Source organism: Ensifer adhaerens, assembly GCF_002940685.1.
GTDB classification, from domain to species: domain Bacteria; phylum Pseudomonadota; class Alphaproteobacteria; order Rhizobiales; family Rhizobiaceae; genus Ensifer; species Ensifer adhaerens_E.
Map to the genome: position 1 here is coordinate 296,345 of NZ_PNFP01000009.1, position 15,490 is coordinate 311,834.

The window sequence follows — 15,490 nt, forward strand, 5'->3', positions numbered from 1 at the left end:
TTCATCCGCACTCTCGGTCCGGCTTTGGACTGCGCGCAATCCCGGTCTCATATGCTGCAAACCGCCGCCCCTTCAATCGGTCCGGGCCGGTTTTTCCAGCGGAATGCTCTAAACCGTTCCCTCAATCGGGGCAACGGGCAGCGCCTCGATAATCACGAAGGCCTGGGCCAGGGGAAAATCATCGGTAATCGTCAGGTGAATGGCGGCGCGATGATGCGGCGGCAGCATCTGCGCCAGACGTGCTGCCGCACCGCCGGTCAGGTTCATTGTCGGCTTGCCGCCGGGCAAATTGATGACACCCATGTCCTTCCAGAAGACGCCCTGCGCAAGCCCCGTGCCGAGCGCCTTCGAACAGGCTTCCTTGGCGGCAAAGCGCTTGGCGTAGGATGCCGCGCGGTTCTTCCGCCCTTCGGACTTTGCAATCTCGATCTCGGTGAAACAGCGCTGAACGAAGCGCTCGCCGAAGCGGGAAAGCGAGTTTTCGATCCGCCTGATGTCGATCAGATCGCTGCCAATGCCTATGATCATGAAGGGGATCCGAGCTCCTTGGTGCGTGCCCGGCGGCGCTTCTGGAAGAGCCGGGCTGCCTGGTAGGCCGCGATGTAGGAAACGAGGGCGCCGGCTGCCGCCAGCGGCAGTGACCCGACCAGCATCGGCTTGAACACCGGGCCCCAGAGGGCCGAAAGATCGAGGTGCTCGACCATGCGCATGACGTCGGCCGGGCTTGCGGCATGCGCGCTCTCCACGCCCAGGATTGCCGTCCCGAGTTCGTAGGACGCCGTCAGGATCATCGGAATCGTCACGGGATTGGCGAGCGCGGTCGTGATCGCCGCTGCGACCAGATTGCCCGAAAGAACGAAGGCCAGCGCCACGGCGATGACGATGTGCAGGCCGAAGAACGGTGTGAAGGAGGATGCGGCACCCGCCGCCACGCCGACGGCAATCGAATGCGGGGTCGAGGACAGGCGCAGCACGCGCAGCGTCACGTAGCGCAGGCCGCGCGCAAAGCCCTTGCGCGGCCAGATGATAGACCGCAGCCTTTCGGAAATCGTAACCGGTTTTCTGCGCCTGAATAACATTATGCCGTCATGACCGCGTCTTGAAGCCATCAGCCGGCACAAGACCGCGCGTCCGCCTGTTTGCTGGCCGCAAGATAGGCGTCCTGCCTGTTGCTTGCAACCCGCCCAAGCGCCGCGCACAGGTCGCAGACGTGCCATCTGTGCAACGCATGGCTCACCATCCCGCCAGAAGACGGGACGCGACGGGCTTAGTAGTTGCGGAACAGGCCGCGATCGATCTGGCGCTGACGGTATTCGAGATCGATACGGTCGACCGAGCTATTGAGATAGGCGAGCTCGCGCTCTTCCTGGGTGGGGACGCGCAGAGCGCGGGTGATCTTCTTCAACTGATTGAACATGGCAAACCTCTTTGTTTACCTCCCGACCGAGAAGATAGTTTAGAGGTCCCTGTTCTACCAGAGCCAGGAAATGGCGGCAGCCATGCACAAGTGACATGGCTTGCCGCTTCGCCATGCGGTTCGTGCCTGTTTTGCAGGCACATGCCCGGCAGATGCGCGTGTGAGCCTTCGACCTCGGCGGTTCACACGCAGATCGCGACGCCCGCTCTGCCTATTCGAACAGGCGCTTGACCATCGACACGCTCGGCAGTTCCTTGAGCTGCGTGATCAGGTGGTTGAGCTGGCGCAGGTCCCAGACCTCGAGGTCGAACTGTAGTTCGCTGAAGTCGGCAGCCACGCGGCCCATCGACAGCGACCGGATGTTGACGTCGCTGGTGGCGATCGCCTGCGCCACTTCCGCCAGCGTCCCCGGCTCGTTCAGGGCGCTGATCGCGATGCGCGCGATGAAGCGGCTGCTGTTGGCCTCGTCCAGATCCCAGCGCACGTCGATCCAGCGCTCCGGCTCGTCATCGAACTTCTGCAGGATCGGCGACTGGATCGGATAGATGGTGATCCCCTTGTCCTTCTCCATGATACCGACGATGCGGTCGCCCGGGATGGCCCCGGCCGGGCTGAAATGCACCTCGGCATTGCCGGAAAGACCGCGGATCGGCAGGGCTTCCGGGCCTTCGGCCTGGGCGACGCCGTTGGCATCCTTGCCGCGGCCCGGCAGCTTGAACACCATGCCGGCGGCACTGCGCATGTTGAACCAGCCGTCGTCGGCGCTGGGCTTCACGGTCACCCGCTCGTCCTGATGATCCGGGAACACAGCACGCAGCACGTCGAGCGAGGAAAGCTCGCCACGGCCGACGGACGCGATCGCGTCTTCGACTTCCTTCTGACCGAGCCGATGCAGCGCCGGTTTCAGCGCCTCGCGGGAAAAGCTCTTGCCGGCGCGCTCGAAGGTGCGCTCGAGAATGCGGTAGCCGAGGCCGGCATATTGCTTGCGGATGGCCGCACGCGTCGCACGGCGGATCGCCGAGCGGGCCTTGCCGGTGACGACGATTTCCTCCCAGGCCGGCGGCGGCACCTGGATGCCCGAGCGGATGATCTCAACCTCGTCGCCGTTGTTGAGGCGGGTGACCAGCGGCATGATGCGGCCGTTGATCTTGGCACCGACGCAGGTATCGCCGATGTTGGTGTGAACGGCATAGGCAAAGTCGATCGGCGTTGCGCCGCGCGGCAACGCGATCAGCTGGCCCTTGGGCGTGAAGCAGAACACCTGGTCCTGGAAGAGTTCGAGCTTGGTGTGCTCCAGGAACTCTTCGGGGTTGTCGCCCTCGGCAAGCGATTCGATCGTGCGCCTGAGCCAGGAATAGGCGTTCGACGTAGGCGAAAGCGCCTGGTCCGCCGATGCGCCCTCCTTCCCCTCCCCGTCCTTGTAGAGCGAGTGCGCCGCGATGCCGTATTCGGCAATGTCGTTCATGCGTCGGGTGCGGATCTGCAGCTCGATGCGCTGGCGCGACGGACCGACGATGGTGGTGTGGATCGACTGGTAGTCGTTCTGCTTCGGCGTCGAAATGTAATCCTTGAAGCGCCCCGGAACGACGCGCCAGCGCGTATGGACGATGCCGAGAGCGCGGTAGCATGACGGTATGTCGTCGACGATGATGCGGAAGCCCCAGACGTCAGACAATTGCTCGAAGGACAGCGACTTCGACTGCATCTTGCGGAAGACCGAATAGGGCTTCTTCTGCCGGCCCTTGACCTGCGCCGCCTTCAGGCCCTCGGCCTGAAGCAGTTCCCTGAGTTCGTCCTCGATCTTCTTGATCAGGCCCTCGTTGCGCTCGGACAGTTCCTCCAGCCGCCGGGTGACCGTCTCGAACGCCTCGGGATTGATATGGCGGAAGGAGAGATTTTCGAGCTCCTCGCGCATGTCCTGCATACCCATGCGACCGGCGAGCGGCGCGTAGATATCCATCGTCTCCTCGGAGATGCGGGCGCGCTTTTCCGCCGACATGTGGTCGAGCGTACGCATATTGTGCAGGCGATCGGCCAGCTTGACCAAGAGCACGCGCACGTCGTCGGAGATGGCGAGCAGCAGCTTGCGCAGGTTCTCCGCCTGCTTGGCCTTCTTGGTGACGAGATCGAGCTTCTTGATCTTCGTCAGGCCCTCGACCAGTGCGCCGATATCCTCGCCGAAGAGATCGTCGATCTCCTGCCGCGTCGCCGTCGTGTCCTCGATCGTATCATGCAGAAGCGCGACGGCGATGGTTGACTCGTCGAGACGCATCTCGGTCAGGATCGCCGCCACCTCCAGGGGGTGGGATATGTAGGGGTCGCCGCTTGCCCGCTTCTGCTGGCCATGCTTCTGCATCGCATAGACGTAAGCCTTGTTGAGCAAGGCCTCATTGACGTCGGGCTTGTACTTCTGCACGCGCTCAACGAGCTCGTATTGGCGCATCATTCGCTGGCGGTCCCTTGGAAGAAATCAATAAAAAAGTGCGCCAATCATACGAGTGGCGCACTGCTTTGAAAACACGTGGGAACGGGCGTTCCGCGACGGATCTCAGTAGTCGTCGCTCTTTTCCGGCGGTACCAGACCTTCGATCCCGGCAAGCAGTTCTTCTTCCGACATGCGGTCGAAGGTGATGGCTTCCGGCTGATCTTCGTCTTCGGCGACTTCGGTAAACGTCGTCTCTGCATCGGTCTGAAGCAGCGAAGCCGGATCGGGCTCAGGCTCGTCAACTTCGACATGCTTCTGCAGCGAGTGGATCAGATCTTCCTTGAGGTCGCCGGGAGACAGTGTCTCGTCTGCGATCTCGCGGAGCGCGACGACAGGGTTCTTGTCGTTGTCGCGGTCGATGGTGATGGCGGCGCCCTGGGAAATCAGGCGCGCGCGGTGGCTGGCAAGCAGAACGAGTTCGAAACGGTTATCGACCTTGTCGATGCAATCTTCGACGGTGACGCGGGCCATTGCCTGTCCTTTTGGGCTCGAAGCGCGGCGGCATCGCCGCTGCACGGATTGACAACACGAAACCGGAGCAGTCGCCTGAGGCGCCTCATCGGATCCGATTTCTGGAATTAAGCGCCCGGATACAATCAAAACAAGGCAAGTTCAAGTTTTTCCTTCAAGGGACGCTCACGTAACGTCACACTTCGTGATAAAATGCGATGGGAATGGGCTGGAGACGCCTTTTGCACATTAGGGTTGCATATTTGAGCGACCGACGAAGCTCCTGATAGAAAAGGCGACCCAGAGGTGTGGACGATCTATAGCAACTGCTAAAACTAGCTATATTCGCGAGCGCGCCGCTGGAATAATGCAATACATAAGCTACATTATTTGCCATATCAGCAATTATTAATGTAATCGACTTACTTTTGCGCACCCGCCGGCAGGCGGTCTTTGACGCGCCGCCATTAAAAAAGGAAAGACGATGTTCGACCCCCGCGAAAAAATCGCACTTTTTATCGACGGCGCGAATCTTTACGCGGCATCGAAAAGCCTCGGCTTCGACATCGACTACCGCAAGCTCCTGAAAGCATTCCAGAAACGCGGTTATCTGCTGCGCGCCTACTACTACACGGCCCTCATCGAAGATCAGGAATACTCTTCCATCCGCCCGCTCATCGATTGGCTAGACTATAACGGTTACAAGGTCGTGACGAAGCCGGCCAAGGAGTTCACCGACTCCCTCGGCCGCCGCAAGATCAAGGGCAACATGGATATCGAATTGGCGATCGATGCCATGGAACAATCCGAAACCGTCGATCACCTCGTCATTTTTTCCGGCGACGGCGATTTCACCACGCTGGTGGAAGCGCTGCAGCGCAAGGGACGCAAGGTTTCCGTCGTCTCGACCATGTCGACGCAGCCGCCGATGATTGCCGACGACCTGCGCCGCCAGGCCGACCACTTTATCGACCTCGCGACACTTCGTGCCGAAATCGGCCGCGAACCCTCCGAGCGCACCCCTCGGCACAACAGCGAACCGGTGGCGGATCCGGTCGAGATCTGAAACGCTCCTCTGAGCGCATCCGCTCTGTCGCCATGGCGCTGCAAGGACCGTCCCGCATCAGCGACGTCGATCGTTGAGTTCTCTCAATAAATCTCAAAGATTGCCAGGTTTTCAGCGCCGTGAGCGAGCGCCGCGTTGCATCGGCCCGTCCTTGGCGGATGCAACGCAAAGACTTGTCTCTTAACCGCGGTCCTTCAGAAGCCGGTTCTTCTGGCGGTTCCAGTCGCGTTCCTTCGACGTCTCGCGCTTGTCGTGCAGCTTCTTGCCCTTGCCGAGCGCCAGTTCCAGCTTGGCGCGGCCGCGATCGTTGAAGTAGATCTTCAGCGGAATGAGCGACATGCCTTCGCGGTTGACCGCGCCCTGCAGCCGGTTGACCTCGCGCTTCGACAGAAGCAGCTTCCGCCGCCGCCGCGTTTCATGGTTGAAGCGGTTCGCCTGCAGGTATTCCGGCAGATAGGAATTGATCAGCCAGATCTCGCCGCCCTCGTCCGTCGCGTAGGATTCGGCAATATTGGCCTTGCCTTCGCGCAACGACTTGACCTCGGTGCCGGTCAAAACCAGACCGGCCTCGTAGGTGTCGACGATCTCGTAGTTGAAGCGGGCCTTTCGGTTCTCCGCCACAACCTTGTTGACCGTGCGCTGGCTTCCTTTGGGTGCCATCAGTTCATCAATCCTGCGTGTCTGAGCGCCGCATCGATTGCGGCCTCGGTTGCCGGTTCGAGCGTCGGCAACAGCGGCGAGCGCACGGCGCGGCTCATGCGGCCGAGGCGGTTCAACGCATATTTCGCGCCGCAGAGGCCCGGCTCCATGAAGATCGCCTTGTGCAGCGGCATCAGCTTGTCCTGATAGGCGAGCGCCTTGGCGTAATCGCCGGCAAGCGTTGCCTCCTGGAATTCGGCGCAAAGGCGCGGCGCGACGTTTGCAGTCACCGAAATACAGCCGACGCCGCCATGGGCGTTGAAGCCGAGCGCGGTCGCGTCTTCGCCGGAAAGCTGGACAAATTCCGGCCCACAGGCCATGCGCTGCTCGGATACGCGCTCGATCTTGCCGGTCGCGTCCTTGACGCCGATGATGTTGGCATAGGCCTTGCTGAGGGCTGCCATGGTCTCGACACTCATATCCACGACCGAGCGGCCGGGGATGTTGTAGATAACGATCGGCAGCTTCACGCTTTCGGCGATCGCGGCATAGTGCGCGAACAGGCCCTTCTGCGTCGGCTTGTTGTAGTAGGGCGTGACCACCAGGATGGCGTCAGCGCCGGCCTTTTCGGCGTGCTGGGCAAGCTCGACCGCTTCCGTCGTATTGTTGGAGCCGGCGCCCGCGATAACAGGCACGCGCTTGGCGGCCGCTTCGATGCAGAGCTCCACCACCTTCTTGTGCTCGTCATGCGATAGGGTCGGAGACTCGCCGGTGGTGCCGACGGGCACCAGACCATGGCTGCCTTCTTTTATCTGCCATTCCACATGCGCGACGAAACCATCCGCATCCACCGCGCCGGCCGCGGTGAACGGTGTTACGAGAGCGGGAATGGAACCCTTGAACATGCACAACTCCTGACGGCGTAAAAGCGAGCCTGCACTCATGCTTTGGCCGTAATCGACGGTTAAAAAACTGCCGCACCATAATCATGTGACGTGGCTGCGGCAAGCGTTGTAACACGGCATTTCACGCCGGTTTTCATGCAAAAGCTTGATGTTTCGCCCGCATAATCGCAACCGCCCAACCGGGGCGGGAACGGGATTGGCGCAATTTTTATCATCGATACTGGCCGCTCGGCTTGTCCTCGGGCAATCTGCGGCGGATGACACGGGGAACACGGGGCTCTTGATGCGCGGCACAATCTATCTGCCTGTTGCCGCCATCATCGGCGCGGTGCTTCTGGCCGCGCCGGCAGGCAACGCAGAAGCGCTCGACCGCGTCCCGGTTCCATCGCGCAAGCCCGAATTTTCGAACAGGGCGGCACCCGTTGCCGAAAGCGAAACCACGAACGCCATCGCGGCAACCGCTTCGCCAGTCAGCAGCGCGCTCAAGACGGGGCTCGACGCACTCTCCAACAAGCAGCCCGCCGTGGCGATCGCCGTGCGCGATGCCATGGACGCAGGCGCGCTCGACCGGCATATATTGACCTGGGCGATCGCCGTTTCCGGCCAGCGAGGCGTTCCGTCCTTCGAAATCGCCGACGCCCAACGCGAATTGCAGGGGTGGCCCGGGCTGAAATCTCTGCGCGCCAACTCCGAACGGGCGCTTTATCGAGAAGACCCGGCGGCGGCGGATGTGCTTGCAGCCTTTGGCAACACCCAGCCTGAGACGACCGAAGGCGCACTCGTTCTTGCCCGCGCGCTCGTGGCCAGCGGAAAGGCCGATACGGCTGCGAAAAACCTGCGCGCGATCTGGCAGCGCGACACACTCGACAAGGACATCGAGACCAAGATCCTCGACGAGTTTTCCAGTCTCCTGGCCACCGAAAACCACCAGCGCCGGATGGTGATGCTTCTCTACCGCAATCGCGTCGAGCAGGCCGAACGGTTCGGAGAGCTCGGCAAGGCCCAATCGCTCTATCGCGCGTGGGCGGCGGTGGGCCGCGGCAACGACAAGGCGCCTGCGCTCATCGCCGCGGTCGATCCGACCTGGCGCAAGGACCCCGCCTATCTCTTCATTCAGATCGAATACCTGCGCAAACAGAAGAAATATGAGGAAGCGGCCAAGCTCCTTGCCCGCATGCCCAAGGACAAGAGCAGCCTGGTCAACCCCGGCGAATGGTGGGTCGAACAACGTGTCGTCAGCCGGGGCCTGCTCGACGGCGGCGACTTTCGAAGCGCCTACCGGATCGCCGCCAGCCATCTCGCGACGGAGCCGACCGACATCATCGACGCCGAGTTTCATGCGGGGTGGTACGCGTTGCGCGGGATGGAGGATCCGGCAACGGCGGCGCGTCATTTCCGCCGCATTCTGGACGTTTCGAGCCGTCCCCTCTCCGCTTCGCGCGCGTGGTACTGGCTCGGGCGGTCCGCCGAAGCGGGCGGACCGGGTGACGCCGGCGAATATTTCGCCAATGCGGCCCGCTATCCCGGAACGTTCTATGGGCAACTTGCGGCTGCCCGGCTCGGTCGCAAGACGCTGAACGTCGCCTATCCCGCCCCGACGGTGGAGGATCGATCACGGTTCGACAACCGCGAGGCGGTGCGCGCGATCGCACGGCTAGAAGGCACAGGCCACGCCTGGCGCGCCGACAGCATCTATCGGGCGCTTGCCGACGAACTGACAAGTCCGGGCGAACTGGCATTGCTTTCGGCACGCGCGGAAAAAACCGGCAATCACCAGCTTTCGCTCCAGGTCGGCAAGATCGCCTTCGGGCGCGGGATCGATGTCGCGGCACTCGCCTTTCCCGTCGGCGTAATCCCGTCGAGCGCCAATATCGACGGCTCCGGCAAGGCACTCGCCTATGCGATCGCGCGCCAGGAGAGCGCCTTCAACCCGGGCGCCATCTCCACCGCCAACGCGCGCGGCCTGCTGCAACTCATGCCGGGGACAGCCAAGGGTGTTGCCAGCCGATACGGGCTTGCTTATTCGCAGGACCGGCTGACGAGCGACGCCGGCTACAACGCCACGCTCGGCGCTCACTACCTCGGCGAGCAGATCAGCAGCTTCGGCGGTTCCTACATCCTCACCTTCATCGCCTACAACGCCGGTCCCCGCCGCGTTCCGGAATGGCTTGACCGCTACGGCGATCCGCGGGGCAAGCCGATCGACGAGGTCGTCGACTGGATCGAGCGCATTCCGTTTCAGGAAACACGCAACTATGTCCAGCGGGTGATGGAGAATTATCAGGTCTACAAGTCGCGGCTCGGGCAAAAAGCCGATATCGTCGAAGATCTGAGGATGGGGCGGCAATAGTAACCGGCGCACCGATCAAATAATTGTGATCGGTATTGGCGGCACAAACCGCGGCTTCAACCATTTCCTCGTTAAAGCCCGGATTTCCGAAGGAAATGGTGAGCATCATGAGGACCTTGACAATCGCTGCCCTTTCGCTGGTGACCGCATTGACCAGCGTGCCGCCCGCCAGCGCGCTCCCGAACGTTCCGTCAGTCGTCTCCGCCCCGAGCAATGTGCAACAGGTTCAGTTCAACTATGAGCGCGGGGAAGAACGCAAGAACCGTTCCAGCTGCGCCGTTCCCTATTGCGAACTTCGCGGGCGATATGGCGACTACCGCGATCGGGATAGGAACTACCGCGGCGGCTACTATCGTGACGGATACTACAGAGATCGATATCGCCGCCACTATGACCATGACGACAACGACGTCGGGGCGGTCATCGGCGGATTGGCCGCGGGCGCGATCATCGGCGGCCTGCTGAGCCAACCCCGTTATTACAACGGCCCGAGATACTATAACGGGCCACGAGCGGTCAGCGGTACCGCACATCAGCGCTGGTGCTACGCACGCTATCGGTCCTACAGGGCCTGGGACAACAGTTACCAGCCCTATGGCGGCCCGCGACGCCAGTGCAACTCGCCCTATTGAGGGACGATCACACCGATCGGTGCCGACAGCGGCGGATAAGCCAGGACAAATGGCCGATCCGCCGTCGCATGTTCTTGACGGACTGAAGACGTCCACCTCGGCTCGCATTGCTTGCCCTTCGCCTTCAAACGGTTAGGATTTCAACCGCCTGAAGGGGGGGAGCAACATGAGCCAGTGCGTATTCCGCGAACACCACTTCCACAGTTCCGACGGCTTGACGCTGTACGCGCGAAGCTACGGCCCTGCCCCCTCGGCATCCGCGGCAACACCGATCATCTGTCTACCCGGGCTCACCCGCAACAGCCGGGACTTTCACCAGCTCGCAAGCTTTCTTTCGATCTCGCGGGAAATTCCTGTCATCTCGCTGGATTACCGCGGCCGCGGCAACGCGCAGCGCGACGCGGACAAGAGCCGCTATACGGTCCCCGTCGAAATGGCCGACGTCATGACGGCCTGCGCTCACTTTGCGGTCGAAAAGGCAATCTTCATCGGCACATCCCGCGGCGGCCTGATCCTCCATCATCTCATCGGCAGCGCCCCATCATTGATTGCAGCAGCGACCCTCAACGACATCGGTCCCGTGATCGAAATCGAGGGATTGCTTGCGATCCGGGACTATCTCAACTCCAAGGACGCTCCGACCAGCTGGGCGACCGTCGCCGCCTACCTGAGAACGTTACACGGCGCGGACTTTCCAGCGTTAAGCGACGCAGATTGGTCCGACATGGCGAAGGCTATTTATCGCGACGAGGATGGCGTCCCGGTCGCCGATTTCGATCCGGCAATCGCGCTGCCACTGCGCGGCCTGACGCCCGAAACACCCTTGCCCGATCTCTGGAAATCGTTCGACGCCCTGAGCCAGGTCCCCCTCCTGGTCGTCAGAGGCGAACACTCACGGCTTCTTTCGGGCGCCACGGTGCGCGAAATGCACCGGCGACATCCTGGAATGACCGACTTCACCGCACCTGGTCAGGGGCACGCGCCGCTGCTTCACCTCGACGGTCCGCGCGAAGCCGTTGCCGCGTTTATCGACGGCGTCGCGCGCGCACGCTGACGGCCCGGCGGTCCGCGGCCCCCAACTTGCCGTCGTTTCCCGAGTACGGCCGAAGTGCACCCGCGTCTAGGGTCGGTGGCACGAGCGGCACGGTCTGCCATCGAAGACGAAACACCAAAACGAAAAAACCCGGCTCGAAAGCCGGGTCTCTCTCCTCTGACCGAAGTCAGACGATCTTAGAAGTCGCGCTGCAGGCGGACGAAGCCAAATACCTGGTCTTCAGCACCGTCAGCATCTTCGTACTGAACCGACACGCGGGTCGCGAGACCTTCGGTGATCTTGTAGTCGAGGGTTACGCCAGCGCGCCATGCGTCGTCGTTGGTGAAGTCGAACGTGCCATGGCTCAGGCCGTCGAAGTACTGAACGCCGGGGGTGATGGCGAGCTTGTCGGTGGCGTTGAAGCGGTACGACGCAGCAACGGTCCACTCAGACTTTTCCCAGTAAGCGTTCGGGTCCGAAGCCCAGATACCAGCGAGCTGGAAGACGCCCGGGCCGAGGTCAGCCGAGAGCAGAGCGCGGATTGCGCCTTCTTCGAGTTCCGAGTCGTAACCGCCGAGCAGGTCGAAGGAAACGCCGCCGAGCGAAGCCGAAACGATACCGGAAACGCCTACGCCGTTCGGGTGAGTCGTAGCACCTTCGAGTTCGTCGATCGAGAGACCGGCCTGGAACGAACCGCCGTCATAGAGGTAGGCGATCGAGTTGAATTCGGTGACGTTGCCGAGCGAGTCGGTTTCGCCGTTCAGGCCCTTATCCCACCAGTTGTAGAAGAAACCGGCCTTGAGGCCACCGAGCTGGATGTAGGCTTCATCAACGTCGATCAGGCTGTCGCCAACGTCGGAGTCGTTGTCGGCGTTGAACTCAGCGGCGAAGAAGCCGGTGAGCGTGCCGTACTCGGTGTCGCTCTTGGCGTCGAACGAGATGTATGCGCGCGAGAAGGCATCCCAATCGGAGTCGCCTGCTGCGCCCCAACCCTGACGCTTGTTAACAGCGTGATCACCGTAGTCTACCTGGAAGCGGATGAAGCCACCGATCTTGAGGCAGGTTTCGGTGCCCGGGATGTAGAAGTAGCCAGTGCCGAAAGCGTCGCAAACGCGAACGTATTCCATGGGCTCCGGCTCGGCTGCGACGATTGCGTCGGCTGCCTGTGCGCCGGAAACTGCTGCGAGAGCAGCAGCGGAGCCGAGAAGAAGGCTCTTGATGTTCATTTCTGACCTCCAGTCAAAAGTTTCAAACGGGTCTGGGTATTTTGCTGAAGGACAGCTTTCCCTGCCCCATCCCCTAACGTTCAAGAAGTCGGACGATCAACCGCCCTTGCTTCCGGAGTTGAAAATACAAGACCGGATCACCGGCGCAACGTCCAACTGGCGAGATCACGTCCTTTGCATCGCCCTTCGCCGAGGCCTGTTGCTGAAACGACACAAAATCGCCGCAGACCCCCGGAGAAAATTAACAAACCATTAAGAAAACCCTTTACTGACGGGGGGTTAGCATAAGGAAGACAGGGGTAGCCTGTTTCAGAAAGAGGCAGAAAGCCGCCCAAAACAGGGGAAAAGCCGGGCGCGGACTTCGATTCAGAAGGTCCATCGAATGCCTAAAACAGCAATCTCTCCCCAAATGCGCTTCGTGAAGAAATCATCGAGACCTGAAGAATCGTCAGAATCGGCAAAGAGATTCGCGAACCAGACCGCACGGGTGATTCTGAGCGGCGCAAGATTGGCCACTGCGAAGCATCAAGGATGCGCAGGTGACCAAGACGACGATTGCCGCCACGACCAACGAACCACGACAAATGGAAATTCTGCAGAGAGCCCGCGGAGACCGACCGGTGAGGTGGGACATGAGACAAGCGGGGCTTTGAGGATACTGGCGGAGAAGAAGGGATTCGAACCCTCGATACCGTTTCCGGTATACTCCCTTAGCAGGGGAGCGCCTTCGACCACTCGGCCACCTCTCCGTTAGCGCCTGACTAGTGTCACTCAGCGACCAATGCAAGATTTTTTTGTCGGATTACGGGAATTCCTCGCATTTTCGTGTGGGCCGATCGGTAGCGCCGGCCGCGCAGCGTCAGGTCGCGCCGATCTCTTTGAGCAAGAACCGCGGAGCGCGGCGGCGCCAATCCCCTTCGGCGCAGCCGCTTGCGCCTAGGATTTGCGCGCGAGGCGCTCGATTGCCTGCTGGGTCGCCGCGCCGAACTCACCGTCGACCGGACCGCCATAATACCCGCGATCTTTCAAGAGGTTCTGCATTTCCTTGCGAAATGCCGGTGTGAAGTTGTTCGGCTGGTTCTTCACCTCGTCGAGCTTGGCCGGATCGCCGCCCTCGATGCTGGCGGCCGCCCAGCGGACTGCTTCCTTCGCGTCGGCTTTGGTGCCGAGGCCGTAATCATAGAGGCGACTCAAGTTGCCCATCGCATAGGCGCTGCCGGCGTTGGCGGCCATCTCGTACCAGGTGCGGGCCTGCACGTAATCCTGAGCGACGCCGTTGCCGATATCGTAGAACCAGCCAAGCAGCGCCATGGAGTAGGAATCGCCCATATTGGCCGCCTTCTCGTACCAAGCCTTGGCTTCCGGATAGCTCTGCTCGGTTCCCAGCCCATTTTGATAGGCCCAGCCGAGCGACGACATCGCATTGGCGTCGCCGCTTTCGGCTGCCTTCTTGTACCAGGCGAGCGATTGCCCGAGGTCCTTCGGCAGGCCAAGCCCTTCCCGGTAGAACCAGCCCATCGTCGCCATGGCGTTGGCATAACCCTGATTGGCGGCCAGCTCATACCACCGGGCGGCCTCGGCATAGTCCTGCGCAATGTCGCCATAGCCTTCGCGATAGAGCCAGCCCAGTGACGCCTGCCCATAGGCATTGCCAGCGCGAGCCGCCTGGTCAAACATGCGCTTGCCCTGATCTACATCCACCGGCCCATCGGTCCCGTAGACCGAAAACCAGGCGAGATTGGTCAGCGCATACATATTGCCGCCATCGGCCGCCTTCTGGTAGTTGCGCCGCGCCTCGACATAGTTGCGTCCGGCGTCCTGTGCGCGGCCCAACATGTTGACGAGCATCATATCGTCGGGATTTTCGTTGACCGCCTGGGCACAGGCGGTCAACGCCCTCTCGGCATCGAGCTTCAGGAAGTTCACCCCGAGGAAGCCGGGCATCGACTGCGGCTCGCCGGCGAGCAGATAGCAATCGCGCGAAGCCTGGGTGTCCTTGCCGGTCGGCGAAACGTTGAGGCCTTTCTGCGGCTCGAGGGCTGCAATCTGCTTTTCGGCTTCGGCCTTGTGCTTGCTGTCGGGATAGCGCTCGATGAAGCGCGTCAGCGCCGCCGCGTCGGTCGACTGCTTCAAGGCTTCCCACGCAATCTCGTCCGGCGTCACGTTCGATGTCTGCTCGGTTTCGGTCAGAAGCTTCAGCTTCTTTTCCGCAAGCATCCTGTAGACCGGGTCCGAGCCGTGCTTGGCCAGGAAGGCGGTCAAAAGGTCCTTGTCGGCGAGGTCGCGGATGTTCTGCCAGTCGGCAGCCGCCTCCGACTGGCTGTTGGGCGAAAGCTGTCCGCCATTGGTGGTGACGTTGATGTTCACCTCTTTGATATTGAGGAAGATCTGGGCGCCGCCGAGCGAACCGTAGACGAACGGCTCCTGGCCGCGATTGGTCACCGACACCACCTCGTCGCGAACCTTGCCAAGCGCGATGCGGACATCGACACCCGGTTCCGTCAGATACTTGGCGAGGGCTGTCGCGAAGGGGCTGTTCCTGCCCTCCCCGTCGAGCGCGACCGTGCCGGCCTTCGAAGCAAAGGCAACGAGCAGATCGGCCGATTCCGGCTCGACGCGCGCCAGTCCGCGGGAGACCGCCCGGGTCGAGATCGAGCGCGTCATGCTCTGCTCGAAGGGATTGTTGCGACAGGCGTCGAGGATGACGAGCTTGAGCCGGGTCGCGCCCTCCAGCGACCGTTGAACGCGGTCGAGGCCGATCGCCTCGTCCTCGACGTCCTTGTCCGTCTTCAACTGCACATCGACGGGAAGCAGGAAGTTCTCGCCGTTCATCTCCATGCCATGACCGGAGTAATAGACGATTGCGACTTCGGCACCGCTCGCCAGATCCTCGAAGTCGCGCAGCGCCTTGACCATGTCCTGGCGACCGACGTCGTGCACTGTCGTGACCGAATCGAAGCCCGCGTCCTCGAAGGAGGCCTTCATCAGCTCCACGTCGTTGGCGGGATTGTTGAGCGGCGAGGTCGCCTCATATTTCTCGTTGCCGATCAGGAGCGCGACGCGCTTGGCAGCCCATGCCCCTGATGGCATCGACGCCAGCAGCGCCACACAGATGATAGAAAGCGGCAGCCACCGCCGCAAAAGCCCCAAGGCCATGCCCTTCCCTCCGGCGCCGACCATCGTTTCCGCCTTGCCCGGCTCGAACGACGGACGATGCCTCGCCCGATTGCCTTCGGAGCCGCCCACAGGACGCCCCGGTCATGCCTGACGAAAGTATTACGTATGAG

At 61.7% G+C, this 15,490-nt stretch carries 13 protein-coding genes and 1 tRNA gene; 4 read left to right on the forward strand and 10 right to left on the reverse strand.

Annotated features, from left to right (window positions below; genetic code table 11):
• Positions 1–108: 108 nt before the first annotated feature.
• From acpS to rpoZ, 5 genes are all read right to left on the reverse strand, one after another.
• The gene (gene acpS, locus C1A35_RS19400; protein WP_104665874.1) at positions 109–528 is read right to left on the reverse strand and encodes a holo-ACP synthase; all 420 of its coding nucleotides are present in this window, start codon (positions 526–528) and stop codon (positions 109–111) included.
• The gene (locus C1A35_RS19405; RefSeq protein WP_104665875.1) at positions 525–1,079 is read right to left on the reverse strand and encodes a DUF2062 domain-containing protein; all 555 of its coding nucleotides are present in this window, start codon (positions 1,077–1,079) and stop codon (positions 525–527) included. The genes acpS and C1A35_RS19405 overlap by 4 nt, the downstream gene beginning before the upstream one ends.
• A 188-nt stretch (positions 1,080–1,267) precedes the next feature.
• Complete coding sequence (locus C1A35_RS19410; protein WP_065377015.1) at positions 1,268–1,417, reverse strand: DUF3563 family protein; 150 nt, start codon at positions 1,415–1,417, stop codon at positions 1,268–1,270.
• Positions 1,418–1,628: 211 nt separating this feature from the next.
• A complete protein-coding gene (locus C1A35_RS19415; protein WP_104665876.1) occupies positions 1,629–3,863 on the reverse strand; it encodes a RelA/SpoT family protein in 2,235 nt (744 codons plus the stop codon).
• 102 nt (positions 3,864–3,965) lie between these two features.
• Positions 3,966–4,373, reverse strand: a complete 408-nt coding sequence (gene rpoZ, locus C1A35_RS19420) for a DNA-directed RNA polymerase subunit omega (RefSeq protein ID WP_034804144.1) — start codon at positions 4,371–4,373, stop codon at positions 3,966–3,968.
• Positions 4,374–4,836: 463 nt separating this feature from the next.
• On the opposite strand from rpoZ, the gene C1A35_RS19425 reads away from it, so the two are divergent.
• The gene (locus C1A35_RS19425) at positions 4,837–5,418 is read left to right on the forward strand and encodes a LabA-like NYN domain-containing protein (RefSeq protein ID WP_077961837.1); all 582 of its coding nucleotides are present in this window, start codon (positions 4,837–4,839) and stop codon (positions 5,416–5,418) included.
• A 180-nt stretch (positions 5,419–5,598) separates the two neighbouring features.
• On the opposite strand, the gene smpB is transcribed toward C1A35_RS19425, so the two are convergent.
• Both smpB and dapA read right to left on the reverse strand, forming a co-directional pair.
• Positions 5,599–6,078, reverse strand: a complete 480-nt coding sequence (smpB, locus tag C1A35_RS19430) for an SsrA-binding protein SmpB (RefSeq protein WP_043616668.1) — start codon at positions 6,076–6,078, stop codon at positions 5,599–5,601.
• Positions 6,078–6,962 (reverse strand): 4-hydroxy-tetrahydrodipicolinate synthase, encoded by an 885-nt coding sequence (gene dapA, locus C1A35_RS19435; RefSeq protein WP_104665877.1) that lies wholly within the window; start codon positions 6,960–6,962, stop codon positions 6,078–6,080. Before dapA ends, smpB begins: the two co-directional genes overlap by 1 nt.
• Before the next feature lie 283 nt (positions 6,963–7,245).
• Here dapA and C1A35_RS19440 point away from each other — a divergent pair, with 283 nt between their 5' ends.
• The 3 genes from C1A35_RS19440 to C1A35_RS19450 all read left to right on the forward strand — a co-directional run bounded on the left by C1A35_RS19440 (position 7,246) and on the right by C1A35_RS19450 (position 10,998).
• On the forward strand, positions 7,246–9,312 hold the full coding sequence (locus C1A35_RS19440; RefSeq protein ID WP_199772975.1) for a lytic transglycosylase domain-containing protein: 2,067 nt from the start codon (positions 7,246–7,248) through the stop codon (positions 9,310–9,312).
• A gap of 107 nt (positions 9,313–9,419) precedes the next feature.
• Positions 9,420–9,944 carry a BA14K family protein gene (locus C1A35_RS19445; RefSeq protein WP_104665920.1) on the forward strand — a complete coding sequence of 175 codons (525 nt, stop codon included), beginning with the start codon at positions 9,420–9,422 and terminating at the stop codon, positions 9,942–9,944.
• Positions 9,945–10,110: 166 nt separating this feature from the next.
• Positions 10,111–10,998: an alpha/beta fold hydrolase gene (locus C1A35_RS19450; protein ID WP_104665879.1), complete on the forward strand. Its 888-nt coding sequence runs from the start codon at positions 10,111–10,113 to the stop codon at positions 10,996–10,998.
• 176 nt (positions 10,999–11,174) lie between these two features.
• Here the strand turns inward: C1A35_RS19450 and C1A35_RS19455 are convergent, their stop codons facing one another.
• The 3 genes from C1A35_RS19455 to C1A35_RS19465 all read right to left on the reverse strand — a co-directional run bounded on the left by C1A35_RS19455 (position 11,175) and on the right by C1A35_RS19465 (position 15,359).
• Positions 11,175–12,203: a porin gene (locus tag C1A35_RS19455; RefSeq protein WP_104665880.1), complete on the reverse strand. Its 1,029-nt coding sequence runs from the start codon at positions 12,201–12,203 to the stop codon at positions 11,175–11,177.
• A 659-nt stretch (positions 12,204–12,862) separates the two neighbouring features.
• Positions 12,863–12,952, reverse strand: a tRNA-Ser gene (locus C1A35_RS19460).
• Positions 12,953–13,139: 187 nt separating this feature from the next.
• Positions 13,140–15,359: a caspase family protein gene (locus C1A35_RS19465; RefSeq protein WP_158665097.1), complete on the reverse strand. Its 2,220-nt coding sequence runs from the start codon at positions 15,357–15,359 to the stop codon at positions 13,140–13,142.
• Positions 15,360–15,490: the final 131 nt, after the last annotated feature.

Coding starts and splice junctions, on each gene's coding strand:
- C1A35_RS19425 (WP_077961837.1), top strand. CDS start 4,837: ATGTTCGACCCCCGCGAAAAAATCGCACTTTTTATCGACGGCGCGAAT.
- rpoZ (WP_034804144.1), bottom strand. CDS start 4,373: ATGGCCCGCGTCACCGTCGAAGATTGCATCGACAAGGTCGATAACCGT.
- C1A35_RS19405 (WP_104665875.1), bottom strand. CDS start 1,079: ATGTTATTCAGGCGCAGAAAACCGGTTACGATTTCCGAAAGGCTGCGG.
- acpS (WP_104665874.1), bottom strand. CDS start 528: ATGATCATAGGCATTGGCAGCGATCTGATCGACATCAGGCGGATCGAA.
- C1A35_RS19445 (WP_104665920.1), top strand. CDS start 9,420: ATGAGGACCTTGACAATCGCTGCCCTTTCGCTGGTGACCGCATTGACC.
- dapA (WP_104665877.1), bottom strand. CDS start 6,962: ATGTTCAAGGGTTCCATTCCCGCTCTCGTAACACCGTTCACCGCGGCC.
- C1A35_RS19450 (WP_104665879.1), top strand. CDS start 10,111: ATGAGCCAGTGCGTATTCCGCGAACACCACTTCCACAGTTCCGACGGC.
- smpB (WP_043616668.1), bottom strand. CDS start 6,078: ATGGCACCCAAAGGAAGCCAGCGCACGGTCAACAAGGTTGTGGCGGAG.
- C1A35_RS19415 (WP_104665876.1), bottom strand. CDS start 3,863: ATGATGCGCCAATACGAGCTCGTTGAGCGCGTGCAGAAGTACAAGCCC.
- C1A35_RS19440 (WP_199772975.1), top strand. CDS start 7,246: ATGCGCGGCACAATCTATCTGCCTGTTGCCGCCATCATCGGCGCGGTG.
- C1A35_RS19455 (WP_104665880.1), bottom strand. CDS start 12,203: ATGAACATCAAGAGCCTTCTTCTCGGCTCCGCTGCTGCTCTCGCAGCA.
- C1A35_RS19465 (WP_158665097.1), bottom strand. CDS start 15,359: ATGGCCTTGGGGCTTTTGCGGCGGTGGCTGCCGCTTTCTATCATCTGT.
- C1A35_RS19410 (WP_065377015.1), bottom strand. CDS start 1,417: ATGTTCAATCAGTTGAAGAAGATCACCCGCGCTCTGCGCGTCCCCACC.